At 71.0% G+C, this 12,614-nt stretch carries 9 protein-coding genes; 6 read left to right on the top strand and 3 right to left on the bottom strand.

The genetic code is table 11. The annotated features are described in order from the left end of the window. Positions 1-28 precede the first annotated feature (28 nt). The gene (locus J4573_RS10200; RefSeq protein WP_208255110.1) at positions 29-1,147 is read right to left on the bottom strand and encodes a serine hydrolase domain-containing protein; all 1,119 of its coding nucleotides are present in this window, start codon (positions 1,145-1,147) and stop codon (positions 29-31) included. A 186-nt stretch (positions 1,148-1,333) separates the two neighbouring features. Between J4573_RS10200 and J4573_RS10195 the strand changes: the two genes are divergently transcribed. Further along, entirely contained in the window at positions 1,334-2,107 is a 774-nt protein-coding gene (locus J4573_RS10195; protein WP_208255109.1) for a cyclase family protein, read from the top strand. Continuing rightward, a complete protein-coding gene (locus J4573_RS10190) occupies positions 2,104-3,783 on the top strand; it encodes a thiamine pyrophosphate-binding protein (RefSeq protein WP_208255108.1) in 1,680 nt (559 codons plus the stop codon). The genes J4573_RS10195 and J4573_RS10190 overlap by 4 nt, the downstream gene beginning before the upstream one ends. Here J4573_RS10190 and J4573_RS10185 read toward each other — a convergent pair. Then, positions 3,731-4,978: a nitrate/nitrite transporter gene (locus tag J4573_RS10185; RefSeq protein WP_208255107.1), complete on the bottom strand. Its 1,248-nt coding sequence runs from the start codon at positions 4,976-4,978 to the stop codon at positions 3,731-3,733. The genes J4573_RS10190 and J4573_RS10185 overlap by 53 nt on opposite strands. An 89-nt stretch (positions 4,979-5,067) precedes the next feature. On the opposite strand from J4573_RS10185, the gene J4573_RS10180 reads away from it, so the two are divergent. The 4 genes from J4573_RS10180 to narI are packed head-to-tail and all read left to right on the top strand — an operon-like array spanning position 5,068 to position 11,622. Next, positions 5,068-8,646, top strand: a complete 3,579-nt coding sequence (locus J4573_RS10180) for a nitrate reductase subunit alpha (RefSeq protein WP_208255106.1) — start codon at positions 5,068-5,070, stop codon at positions 8,644-8,646. Further along, the gene (narH, locus tag J4573_RS10175; RefSeq protein WP_208255105.1) at positions 8,646-10,295 is read left to right on the top strand and encodes a nitrate reductase subunit beta; all 1,650 of its coding nucleotides are present in this window, start codon (positions 8,646-8,648) and stop codon (positions 10,293-10,295) included. Before J4573_RS10180 ends, narH begins: the two co-directional genes overlap by 1 nt. Next, on the top strand, positions 10,295-10,891 hold the full coding sequence (narJ, locus tag J4573_RS10170) for a nitrate reductase molybdenum cofactor assembly chaperone (protein ID WP_208255104.1): 597 nt from the start codon (positions 10,295-10,297) through the stop codon (positions 10,889-10,891). The genes narH and narJ overlap by 1 nt, the downstream gene beginning before the upstream one ends. Further along, entirely contained in the window at positions 10,888-11,622 is a 735-nt protein-coding gene (gene narI, locus J4573_RS10165; RefSeq protein WP_208255103.1) for a respiratory nitrate reductase subunit gamma, read from the top strand. The genes narJ and narI overlap by 4 nt, the downstream gene beginning before the upstream one ends. On the opposite strand, the gene J4573_RS10160 is transcribed toward narI, so the two are convergent. Next, the gene (locus J4573_RS10160; RefSeq protein WP_307796583.1) at positions 11,603-12,577 is read right to left on the bottom strand and encodes a tellurite resistance/C4-dicarboxylate transporter family protein; all 975 of its coding nucleotides are present in this window, start codon (positions 12,575-12,577) and stop codon (positions 11,603-11,605) included. The two genes, narI and J4573_RS10160, sit on opposite strands and share 20 nt — an antisense overlap. Between the last annotated feature and the right edge of the window lie 37 nt (positions 12,578-12,614).

Genomic DNA, 12,614 nt, shown 5'->3' with positions numbered 1-12,614 from the left:
GCCGATCCTGTTCCACGATCTTGGAAAATCAGTGGGCCGCGGCCCGCCGGGTGCGGGCGACCTCGGCGGCCACGGCGTCGAAGGCGGCGTCGCTCTCCTCGTCGCCGACGACGGTCGCGAGGGTCGACTTGACGATCACCACGCCGTACCTGGGGGAGACGTAGATGTGCTGGCCCGCCAGGCCCTGGGCGGAGAAGGCGCCGTCGCTGTCGAGCCACCACTGGAAGCCGTAGTTCTGGTTGAACGGGGCGGAGGGCCTGGTGGACTGCTTGACCCACGAGGCGGGCACGACCTGGTGGCCGTTGGCCTTGCCGCCGCGCAGGTAGAGCAGGCCGAAACGGGCGAAGTCGCGGTCGGTGGCGTAGAAGCAGCAGTAGCCCATGTTGTCGCCGTTGGAGTCGTTGCCCAGGTAGACGGTCGACTCCATGCCGCCGGGCTTCCACAGCTTCTCCTGGACGAAGCGGTGGAAGGGCATCTTGGCGACGCGGCTGACCACCCAGGAGAGCACGAAGCTGTTCATCGACGTGTACTCGAACTTGCTGCCCGGCTTCCAGCCGCGCTTCTGCTGCGCGGCGAGCTTGGTGAGCGGGTAGCCGAGGCTCGCGGCGACGTGCACCGGCGGGACGCTGAACGTCTCGGTCCAGGCGATGCCCGAGGACATGCGCAGCAGGTTGCGGAGCGAGACGCCGTCGTAGCCCGAGCCGCGCAGCTCGGGGAGGTACCTGGTGACCGGGTCGTCGATGGAGTGGATGAGGCCCTCGTTGAGGGCGATCCCGAACGCGGCGGAGGTGAACGACTTGGCCATCGACCACGACTGGAAGCGGGTGTCGCGGGCGGCGAAGTTGTACTTCTCCATGACGACCTTCTGGCCGTCCAGGACGACGAAGCCCTGGGTGTTGGTGCGCGCGAGGAAGTCGTCGAGCGTGTGCTTCTTGCCCTCGTAGGTGTAGGTCACCGAGAGCTTGCGCGGGGCGTTGCGCAGGACCACCGGGTGGCCGGACGGCTTGACCAGGTCGAAGGAGCGGGTGTTGTCCTTCAGCGGGGCCTGCGGCGGGGAGGGGGCGGGGTCCGCGCCGGCCGGGAGCGCCCCGGTGGTGAGAGTCGCCGTCGCGACGATGGCGCCGGCGGCGAGGTTACGGCTGCGCATGGGGACCTCCGCGGGGGTGGGGCTGCACGGGGTGGCCCCCAGATCGTGAACGCCCGGCGCGGCGGTGTAAATGTATAAATAGACAATGTTGTCTTCAAAAATCCGCGCCTGGTCACAGATGGCCTGTCTGGATACGTTCGGGGCATCGTGCGGGGGTGTTCCCCTGCCTCGCCGCCCGGAGGAGCCATGTCCCTGCTCGCGTCCCTGACCGCCGCCCTCTCCGACGGGTCGATCGAGGTGGTCGACCTGACCGCGCCGCTGTCGGAGGCGACGCCGATCCTGCAGCTCCCCGAGCCGTTCGCCAACACCCGGCCGTTCGCGCTGCGCGAGATCAGCCGCTACGACGACCGCGGTCCCGGCTGGTACTGGAATGACATCGAGACCGGCGAGCACGTCGGCACCCACTTCGACGCGCCGGTGCACTGGGCGACCGGGCGCGAGGGGGAGGACGTCTCGGAGGTGGCGCCGCGCAGGTTGGTCGCGCCTGCGGTCGTGCTGGACTTCGCCGCCGAGGCCGCCGCCGATCCCGACTTCCTGCTGGAGATCGACCATGTCCGGGAGTGGGAGAAGAACCACGGCCCGCTGCCCGAGGGTGGCTGGCTGCTCTACCGGACGGGATGGGACGCCCGTTCGGCTGAGAGTGAGGCGTTCCTGAACGCCGATGAGACCGGCCCGCATTCGCCCGGCATCTCGTCTGAATGTGCGCGATGGCTCGCCGAGGAGACGCCGATCCTTGGGCTCGGGGTCGAGACCGTCGGGACCGACGCGGGCGCCGCGCACGGCTTCGACCCGCCGTTCCCGTGCCACTCGTTCTTCCTCGGCGCCGGCAAGTACGGCCTCACGCAGCTGCAGAACCTCGCGAGCCTCCCGGCGCGCGGCGCGGTGCTGCTCGCCTCGCCGCTGCCGATCGTCGGCGGCTCGGGCAGCCCCGCCCGGATGCTGGCCCTGGTCGAGCGATGAACATCGCCGAGGCCGTCGGCGCCACCCTGGCCAGGCTCGGCGTCGACACGGTGTTCGGCGTCGTGGGCAGCGGCAACTTCCACGTCACCAACGCCCTGGTCGCGGGCGGCGCGCGCTTCCTGCCCGCCCGCCACGAGGGCGGCGCGGCGACGATGGCCGACGCCTACGCCCGGGTGAGCGGCGGCCTCGGCGTCGTCTCGGTGCACCAGGGGCCCGGACTCACCAACGCGCTCACCGGCATCACCGAGGCGGCCAAGAGCCGCACGCCGCTGCTGATCCTGGCGGGCGAGGTCGCGGCGTCGGCCGTACGGTCCAACTTCCGCATCGACCAGGCCGCGCTGGCCTCGGCGGTCGGCGCGATCCCCGAACGGATCCACTCGCCGGAGTCGGCGCTGGTGGACGTCGTGCGGGCCTGCCGGACCGCCGTCGCCGAACGCCGGACCGTCCTGCTCGGCCTGCCCCTGGACGTCCAGGCCGCGCCGCACGCGGGACCGGTGACCATCCCGGAGTACGGCGCGCCCGGTTCGCCGCTGCGGCCGTCGGCCGTGCTGCCGCTGCCGGTGCCGCCGCCGAGCGCGATCGCCCGGCTGGTCGAGGCGCTGACCGCCGCCGAACGGCCCGTGTTCGTCGCGGGCCGGGGCGCGCGTGCGCAGGGCGCGGCCGACGCGCTGCGCGTGCTCGCCGACCAGTGCGGCGCGCTGGTCGCCACCTCCGCCGTCGCACGCGGGCTGTTCAAGGACGACCCGTTCGACCTGGACGTGAGCGGCGGCTTCTCCACGCCCGTCGCCGCCGAGCTGATCGCCGACGCGGACCTGCTGGTCGGCTGGGGCTGCGCCCTCAACGGGTGGACGCTGCGGCACGGCGGCCTGGTCGGCAAGAACACCACGGTCGTGCAGATCGACGTGGACGCACAGGCGCTCGGCGCGCACCGCCCGGTCGACCTCAGCCTGATCGGCGACGTGGCCGAGACCGCGCGGGCCACCGGCGCGGCGCTGACGGCCCGCGAGCATGTGGCCGAGGGATACCGTTCACCCGAGGTGGCCGGGCGGCTGGCGCGCGGGCGGCTCTGGCGCGACGTCCCCTACGAGGACGACTCCGAGCGCGACCGCATCGATCCCCGCACCCTCTCGATCGCGCTGAACGACCTGCTCCCGGCCGAGCGCACGATCGCGGTCGACTCGGGCAACTTCATGGGCTACCCGGCGATGTTCCTCGATGTGCCCGACGTGGACGGGCTGGTGTTCACCCAGGCGTTCCAGTCGATCGGGCTGGGGCTGGCGACCGGGATCGGCGCGGCCGTGGCCCGCCCCGACCGGCTGACGGTCGCCGCGCTCGGCGACGGCGGCGCGCTGATGTCGCTCGCCGAGCTGGAGACCGCCGTACGGCTCGGACTGGACCTGCTCGTGGTGATCTACGACGACGAGGCCTACGGGGCCGAGGTGCACCACTTCGGCCCGGACGGGCATCCGCTCGACACCGTGACGTTCCCGCCCGCCGACCTCGCGGCGATCGGCCGCGGCTTCGGCTGCGAGGCGGTCACCGTCCGGCGCGCCGAGGACCTCGGCGCGGTCGCGGAGTGGCTGGCGGGCCCCCGCGACCGGCCGATGGTCGTCGACGCCAAGGTCACCCGGAAACGTCCTGCTTGGTGGCTCGAGGACGCCTTCCGCGGCCACTGACCGAGCCCCGGCCGCCGCCGCCCGCCGGACGGAACTCGATGGCGGTGAACAGCAGCGCCGCCACCGCGCAGCACGCCAGCAGGATCAGCCCGATGAAGTACGAGCCCGTCGAGTCGTACACGGCGCCCATGAGCAGCGGCGGGAAGTAGCCGCCGAGGCCGCCCGCCGCGCCGACCAGGCCCGTCACGCTGCCCACCTTCGACGGCTCGACGGTCTGGCCGATCAGGGCGAACACGCCGCCGGTGCCGAGCCCCAGCGCGAACGCCAGCAGCACGAACGAGGCGCCCGCGCCGAACTCCGGCGCGGGCTTGGCGGACACGATGACCGCCATCACCGCCGCCAGCCCGAACGAGCCCATCAGGACCGTCCGCGGCCCGATCCGGTCAGAGAGGGCGCCGCCGAGCGGCCGGGCGATGACCGCCGCCAGCGAGAACCCGGCCGTCCGCATGCCCGCGTCCACCGCGTCGAAGGAGTAGACGTTCTTGAGGTAGGTCGGCAGATAGGTCGAGAACGCCACGAAACCACCGAAGGCCAGCGCGTACAGCAGCGAGGTCTGCCAGGTCGTCTTGATCTTCAGCGCGGCGGCCAACCGCGGCATGACCGGCTCGGTCGACGGGCTCCACTCGGGCGAGTCCTTGGCCATCATCAGCACCACCACGCCGGTCACCGCCAGCGCCGCCGCGACGATCAGGTAGGTGGGGGTGCGCCCCATCCAGTCGGCCATCCGCGGCGTGAAGAACGCCGACAGCGCCGTGCCGCCCATGCCCGCCCCGAACACGCCGGTCGCGAAACCGCGCCGCGACTTCTCGTACCAGGCGTTGCAGAACGGCACGCCGACCGCGAAGGCCGTGCCCGCGATGCCCAGCACGAACCCACCGACCAGCATCAGCCCGTACGACGAGCCGACCATCGCCACGAACAGCACCGGGATGATCGACAGGAAGCTGACCACGGCGAACATGATCCGCCCGCCGTAGCGGTCGGTGAGCGCGCCCACCGGGATCCGGCCGAGCGACCCGACCAGCACCGGGATCGCGATCAGCATCGAGGTCTGGAACGACGACAGATGCAGGTCCTTGGAGTAGGCCGTGGCCTGCGGGCCGATCAGGTTCCAGGCCCAGAAGTTGATGGCGAACGTCCAGGTGGCCAGCGCCAGGTTGCGCGTTTGGCCGCGTTTCAGCGCGCTCTCGCCCATCGATTCCCCCCGTTGTGAGCGAAACGTCGTTGCTTATGTACCCAGACTCGGGGGAATGATCGCTGTCAGCGATCGCATTGGGGGGTGTGATGAGCGAGGCTTTGCTGCGCACCGGCCGGTTCTTCCAGAGGACCGAAACGTCGTCCGACCTGCGCGCCGTCTACAAGAAGGGCGGCCGCGAAGGTGACGTGTTCTACCGGGACCGCTGGGCTCACGACAAGGTCGTCCGCTCCACCCATGGAGTGAACTGCACCGGGTCGTGCTCCTGGAAGGTCTACGTCAAGGACGGGATCATCACCTGGGAGACCCAGGCCACCGACTACCCCTCGGTCGGCCCGGACCGCCCCGAGTACGAGCCGCGCGGCTGCCCGCGCGGCGCCGCGTTCTCCTGGTACACCTACTCGCCGACCCGGGTGCGCTTCCCGTACGCCCGCGGCGTGCTGCTGGAGATGTACCGCGAGGCCAAGGCCCGGCTCGGCGACCCGGTCGCCGCCTGGGCCGAGATCACCACCGATCCGCAGAAGCGTGCCCGCTACCAGTCGGCGCGCGGCAAGGGCGGCCTGGCCCGGCTGGGCTGGGACGAGGCGGTCGAGATCGTCGCCGCCGCCCACGTTCACACGATCAAGGCCTACGGCCCCGACCGGGTCGCGGGCTTCTCGCCGATTCCGGCCATGTCGATGGTCTCGCACGCGGCCGGCTCGCGGTTCGTGTCGCTGCTCGGCGGCGCGATGCTGTCGTTCTACGACTGGTACGCCGACCTGCCGGTGGCCTCGCCGCAGGTGTTCGGCGACCAGACCGACGTGCCCGAGTCCGCCGACTGGTGGGACGCCGCGTACCTGATCCTGTGGGGCTCGAACGTCCCGGTGACCCGCACTCCCGACGCGCACTGGATGTCGGAGGCGCGCTACCGCGGCCAGAAGGTCGTGGTGATGTCGCCGGACTACTCCGACGCCTCCAAGTTCGCCGACGAGTGGCTCGCGCCGCATCCCGGCACCGACGGCGCGCTCGGCATGGCGATGGGGCACGTGATCCTCAAGGAGTCCTTCGTCGACCGGCAGGTGCCCTACTTCACCGACTACGTGAAGAAGTTCACCGACCTGCCGTTCCTGGTCACGCTGGAGGAACGCGACGGGACCACCGTCCCCGGCCGCTTCCTCACCGCCGCCGACCTGGGCGACCAGGGCGAGGACGCCGCCTGGAAGACCGTGCTGCTCGGCTCGGCGACCGGCGAGCCGGTGGTGCCGAACGGATCGCTGGGCTTCCGCTGGAGCGAGAGCGGCAAGGGCAACTGGAACCTGGACCTGCGCGGCGTCGACCCGCTGCTGACCGTTCAGCGGGACGGCGAGACGGCGGAGGCGACTGAGACCGCCGAGGTGACGCTGCCGCGCTTCGACGCCGCCGACGGCTCGGGCGGAACGCTGCGCCGCGGCGTCCCGGTCCGCGAGGTGCACGGGCACAAGGTCACCACCGTCTTCGACCTGATGCTGGCCCAGTACGGCGTCGCGCGGCCCGGCCTGCCGGGGGAGTGGCCCTCCTCCTACGACGACACCGCCTCGCCCGGCACGCCCGCCTGGCAGGAGGAGATCACCTCGGTCCCGGCGGCCGCCGCCGTACGGATCGCCCGCGAGTTCGCCGCGACGGCCGAGAAGTCCGACGGCCGCTGCATGATCATCCTCGGGGCCGGGACCAACCACTGGTTCCACTCCGACACGATCTACCGCACGTTCCTGTCGCTGCTGATGCTGACCGGCTGCCAGGGCCGCAACGGCGGCGGCTGGGCGCACTACGTCGGCCAGGAGAAGGCGCGGCCGTTCACCGGCTGGGCGCAGCTGGCGTTCGGCCTCGACTGGATCCGGCCCACCCGGCAGATCCCCGGCACGCCCTACTGGTACATGCACACCGACCAGTGGCGCTACGAGAGCCACTCCGCCGACGCGCTGTCGTCCCCGGCGGGCAAGGGGCTGTTCGCCGGGCGCGCCACCAAGGACCTGCTGACCGAGTCGGTGAAGCTCGGCTGGATGCCGTTCGCGCCGGCCTTCGACCGCAACCCGCTCGACCTCGCCGACGAGATCGGCGACGGCGACGCGGGCGCCTACGTGGCCGAGAGGCTCGACGACGGGTCGCTGAAGTTCGCCTGTGAGGATCCCGACGCCCCGGCCAACTGGCCGCGCGTGCTGAGCGTCTGGCGGGCCAACCTGCTCGGCTCGTCCGCCAAGGGCAACGAGTACTTCCTGCGCCACCTGCTCGGCACCGACTCCAACCTGCCCGCCGAGGGCGATCCGGACGCGCCGCGCGGCAAGCTCGACCTGCTGCTGTCGCTGGACTTCCGGATGACCTCGACGACGCTGATGTCCGACATCGTGCTGCCGGCCGCCACCTGGTACGAGAAGCACGACCTGTCCTCCACCGACATGCACCCGTTCGTGCACGCCTTCACCCCGGCGGTCGACCCGCCCTGGGAGGCGCGCAGCGACCTGGCCGCGTTCCAGGCCATCGCCCGCCGCTTCAGCGAGCTCGCCAAGGACCACCTGGGCGTACGGCGCGACCTGGTGGCCTCGGCGCTCCAGCACGACACACCGGGTGAACGCGGCGCCCCGTACGGCACGGCCGGGGGCACCAAGCCCGCGCTGGCCGTCGTCGAACGCGACTACGGGGCCGTCGGCGAACGGATGGCCACCCTCGGCCCGAAGGCCGCCGCGGCCGGTCTGCCGATCAAGGGAGTGTCGTTCAAGCCCGACCGCGAGGTCGCCTGGCTGCGCGAGCGCTGCGGCACCGACGCGCACGGCAACCCCAGGCTCGACACCGACGTGAAGTGGTGCGAGACGATCCTGGCGTTCTCGGGCACCAGCAACGGCCGCCTGGCCGCCGACGGGTTCCGGCAGCTCGGCGAACGCACCGGGACCTCGTTCGAGACCCTGGCCACCGAAGGCATGGAACGCCGCGTGACCTTCGCCGACACCCAGGCCAGGCCCACGGCGGTCGGCCCCTCGCCCGAATGGTCGGGCATCGAGGCGCCGAACCGCCGGTACTCGCCGTTCACCATCAACGTCGAGCACCTGAAGCCGTGGCACACCCTCACCGGCCGCATGCACTTCTTCCTCGACCACGACTGGATGACCGAGGTCGGCGAGCAACTGCCGGTGTTCCGCCCGCCGCTGGACATGAACCGGCTGTTCGGCGAGGCGGCGCCCGGTACCAACAAGGACGGCGCCGAGCTGACCGTCCGCTACCTGACGCCGCACTCCAAGTGGTCGATCCACTCCGAGTACCAGGACAACCTGTTCATGCTGACGCTCTCGCGCGGCGGACCGACCGTGTGGATCAGCGTCCTGGACGCCGCGCGGATCGGCGTGAAGGACAACGACTGGGTCGAGATGGACAACCGCAACGGCGTCGTCGTCGCCCGCGCGATCGTCTCGCACCGCATGCCGCGCGGCACCGTCTACTACCACCACGCACAGGAACGCGTCATCGACGTGCCCAAGACCGAGCGCACCGGCCGCCGCGGCGGCATCCACAACTCGCTGACCAGGCTCCTGGTCAAGCCGACCCACATGATCGGCGGATACGCGCAGCTGTCGTACGGCTTCAACTACCTCGGGCCGACCGGCAACCAGCGCGACGAGGTCACCGTGATCCGCCGCCGCTCCCAGGAGGTGACCTACTGATGAAGGTCATGGCTCAGCTCGCGATGGTGATGAACCTCGACAAGTGCATCGGGTGCCACACCTGCTCGGTGACGTGCAAGCAGACCTGGACCAACCGGTCGGGCATGGAGTACGTCTGGTTCAACAACGTCGAGACCCGGCCCGGCCAGGGCTATCCCAAGCGCTACGAGGACCAGGAGCGCTGGCAGGGCGGCTGGACGCTGGACCGCAAGGGACGGCTGAAGCCCAAGGCGGGCGGCCGGGTGCGCAAGATGTTCACCATCTTCTCCAACCCGCTGCTGCCCAACATCAAGGACTACTACGAGCCCTGGACCTACGACTACGAGACGCTGACGACCGCTCCGCTGCAGGACGACTTCCCGGTGGCCAAGCCGTACTCGCTGATCAGCGGCGAGCCGATGAAGGTCGAGTGGAGCGCCAACTGGGACGACGACCTCGGCGGCGGTCCCGACGCGGCCGGCCACGACCCGATCGTGCAGAAGATCTCCAGCTCGATCCGGCTGGACTTCGAGCGGGCCTTCATGTTCTACCTGCCGCGGATCTGCAACCACTGCCTCAACCCGACCTGCGTCGCGTCCTGCCCGTCCGGCGCGATCTACAAGCGGGCCGAGGACGGCATCGTGCTGGTCGACCAGGACGGCTGCCGCGGCTGGCGGATGTGCGTCACCGGCTGCCCGTACAAGAAGATCTACTTCAACCACAAGACGGGCAAGGCCGAGAAGTGCACGTTCTGCTACCCGCGCGTCGAGGTGGGCCTGCCGACGGTCTGCTCGGAGACGTGCGTCGGGCGGCTGCGCTACATCGGCGTGCTGCTCTATGACGCCGACAAGGTGACCGAGGCCGCCAGCGTCGAGGACGACCAGGACCTCTATGAGGCCCAGCTGAGCGTGCTGCTGGACCCCGATGAGCCCGAGGTCCGCGAGGCGGCCCGGCGCGATGGCGTCCCGGACGCCTGGATCGACGCCGCGCAGCGGTCGCCCGTACGGGCCCTGATCAGCCGCTACAAGGTGGCGCTGCCGCTGCATCCCGAGTACCGCACGATGCCGATGGTCTGGTACATCCCGCCGCTGTCGCCGGTCGTGGACGCGCTGCGCGACACCGGCCACGACGCCGAGGACTCGGGCAACCTCTTCGGCGCCATCGACACCCTGCGCATCCCTGTCGAGTACCTCGCCGAGCTGTTCACCGCCGGGGACACCGCACCGGTCGTGCGCTCTCTGCGCCGGTTGGCCGCGATGCGCTCGTACATGCGCGACAAGAACCTCGGTGACACGCCCGACGTCGGCAAGGCGTCGGTGGTCGGGATGGCTTCGGGCGACCTGGAGGACATGTACCGGCTGCTCGCCCTCGCCAAGTACGACGAGCGGTACGTGATCCCCACTCAGGCCGCCGCCGAGGCGGCCGCGCTGGAGGAGACCGTCTGCCCGGTCGACTACGACGACCACGACGAGGACGGCCCGTTCGGGGAATCGTCCGGACGCCACCAGGAGCCCGCCTCCGTGGAGAGCTTCCACGCGCTCAAACAGCGCCAGACCAGCGGCGCCCTGACCGACCCCAAGGACCGCAAGGGCCGCGTCAACCTGCTCAACTGGGACGGCAAGGGCCACCCTGACGGGCTCTTCCCGCCCACGGCCGGAGGGACCGTCTGATGGACGAACGCCTGGTCTGGCAGGCCGCCTCGCTCCTGCTCAGCTATCCCGACGAGGAGCTGTACGAGCGCCGCCCGATGATCCGTTCCGCCCTCGGCCAGGGGCCCGCCGCCGAACGCCTGGCGGCCTTCCTCGGCCACATGGACGCGACGCCGCTCGGCGAACTCGCCGAGCACTACGTCGAGACGTTCGACCGGCGCCGCCGCTGCTGCCTCTACATGACCTACTACCGCGACGGCGACACCCGCCGCCGCGGCGGATCGCTCGCCGCCCTCAAAGGCCGCTACCGCGAGGCGGGGCTGGAGCTGGACAGCCGCGAGCTGCCCGACTTCCTGCCGATCGTGCTGGAGTTCGCCGCGCTGCACGACGGCGCCGACCTGCTCACTGAGTACCGCCCCGGCCTGGAACTGCTGCGCCTGGCCCTGCTCGACCGCCGTTCGCCCTACGCGGCGCCGGTCGAGGCAGTCTGTGCGTCCCTGCCCGGCCCGTCCCCGCGCGACCGCGCGGAGGCGATGAAGCTGGCCCGCTCGGGCCCGCCCGGCGAGAACGTCGGCCTCGAACCGTTCGGCCTGGGCCTGGAAGTGGTGACCCGATGAATCTGCTGCTGTGGGTGGCGCTGCCGTACGTGTCGGTCGCGATTCTGGTCGCCGGGACGATCTGGCGGTACCGGTACGACAAGTTCGGGTGGACGACCCGGTCGTCGGAGCTGTACGAGAAGCGGCTGCTGCGGATCGCGAGCCCGCTGTTCCACTACGGGCTGATCTTCGTGATCCTCGGCCACGTGATGGGGCTGCTGATCCCCGAGAGCTGGACCAAGGCGCTCGGGGTGTCGGAGGACACCTACCACTGGACGTCGCTGATCGGCGGCGCGATCGCGGGGATCGCGGCGCTGGTGGGGCTCGGGATGCTCATCTACCGGCGGCGGACGACCGGGCCGATCTTCTCGGCGACCACGCGCAACGACAAGCTGATGTACGTGCTGCTCGGCGGGTCGATCCTGCTGGGCGTGCTCGTCACGATCGTGGAGAACGGGATCCTCGGGCCCTACGACTACCGGCAGACGGTGGCGCCGTGGTTCCGGGGGATCTTCACGCTGCGGCCGGATCCTGACCTGATGACCGGTATCCCGTGGCTCTACAAGTTCCACGTGCTGTTCGGGATGCTGCTGGTGATCCTGTTCCCGTTCACCCGGCTGGTGCACGCGTTCGCGGCGCCGGTGAAGTACCTGTTCCGCCCGTACATCGTCTACCGGACGCGTGGGGACGCGGGGCCGGGCGCGCGCGAGCCCGCACGGGGCTGGGAGCCGGTCACCCGGGCTCGTCGCTGACGCGGAGCCTGCGCAGCGCGCCGATCGCGACGACGGCCCACACGACGACGGCGGGCCATAGCAGGACCTTGCCCAGCGTCGTGAAGGCCGGAATCTTGAGGGTGGTGCCGGAGAACAGGCACGCCACCGAGGTCATGCCGAGCGGGAAGACCGTGGACCAGCGGCGGGCGTCGAAGCGCAGGCGCGGCCAGCGGACCTCGCAGACGAGCAGGACGGCGTACCAGGCGAGCGCCATCGCCACCAGGATCAGCGTGACGACGCGGAGCACGTCGTGGTCGTGGGTCGCCGCGGTCAGCTTGGCGGCGGCCAGGGCGGAGATCGCGATCGCGCCGCCCGCCACCCAGTGGTCGCCCGCGCCGGTGCGCAGCTGCTTGAAGTCGAAGTGGGCCAGGACCAGCCCGTACAGCAGCAGACCCAGCACGAACAGGCAGATCGCCGGCCACTTGAACCGCTGTGCGGGCAACGCCACCGCGAGCGTCGCCGACAGGACCACCAGCGACTGCGTCGACACGCAGACCAGGTAGGCCGCGCCCGGCACGGCGCCGCGCAGGTGCCCGACCACGACCGGGAGCAGCACCGCCCACAGGACGGCGGCGATCACGAGCGCGCCGACCGCCACGTTCTGCCGGCCGAAGAGCGAGAGCCAGGTGCCGAGCACGTCGGTGGCGGCGATCGCGGTGAGCGCCCCGGGCGTGATGGCGTCGGCGTTCCAGCGGGCCCGGTCGGCGGCCAGCCGCGCGACGAACACCGCCGCCAGCCCGGCCCAGATCGTCACGCCGATCGCGAACAGGCCGCGGGACGGCCAGTCCGCTCCCACCAGGTGCAGCCCGATCGCCACGATGCCGGTCGCCATCGCCGCGGCGCCCCAGACGGGCGTGACGGACTCGGTCTTCTCCCTGATCACGCGCATGCCCACCATCGTCGCGGCCGGGCCGCGCGGTCGCCGGAGGGACACGCTGAGCACCTCCGAACGCGACAGAAGTGGATCTTGG

Origin of the sequence: Actinomadura barringtoniae (assembly GCF_017573505.1) — a bacterium.
In the GTDB taxonomy this organism is placed as follows: domain Bacteria; phylum Actinomycetota; class Actinomycetes; order Streptosporangiales; family Streptosporangiaceae; genus Spirillospora; species Spirillospora barringtoniae.
This window is presented reverse-complemented; position numbering and strand designations above follow the sequence as displayed.

Excerpts from the sequence above, each read along its gene's own strand:
- J4573_RS10195 (WP_208255109.1), top strand. The coding sequence starts at position 1,334 with ATGTCCCTGCTCGCGTCCCTGACCGCCGCCCTCTCCGACGGGTCGATC.
- narH (WP_208255105.1), top strand. The coding sequence starts at position 8,646 with ATGAAGGTCATGGCTCAGCTCGCGATGGTGATGAACCTCGACAAGTGC.
- J4573_RS10185 (WP_208255107.1), bottom strand. The coding sequence starts at position 4,978 with ATGGGCGAGAGCGCGCTGAAACGCGGCCAAACGCGCAACCTGGCGCTG.
- narJ (WP_208255104.1), top strand. The coding sequence starts at position 10,295 with ATGGACGAACGCCTGGTCTGGCAGGCCGCCTCGCTCCTGCTCAGCTAT.
- J4573_RS10190 (WP_208255108.1), top strand. The coding sequence starts at position 2,104 with ATGAACATCGCCGAGGCCGTCGGCGCCACCCTGGCCAGGCTCGGCGTC.
- J4573_RS10200 (WP_208255110.1), bottom strand. The coding sequence starts at position 1,147 with ATGCGCAGCCGTAACCTCGCCGCCGGCGCCATCGTCGCGACGGCGACT.
- narI (WP_208255103.1), top strand. The coding sequence starts at position 10,888 with ATGAATCTGCTGCTGTGGGTGGCGCTGCCGTACGTGTCGGTCGCGATT.
- J4573_RS10180 (WP_208255106.1), top strand. The coding sequence starts at position 5,068 with ATGAGCGAGGCTTTGCTGCGCACCGGCCGGTTCTTCCAGAGGACCGAA.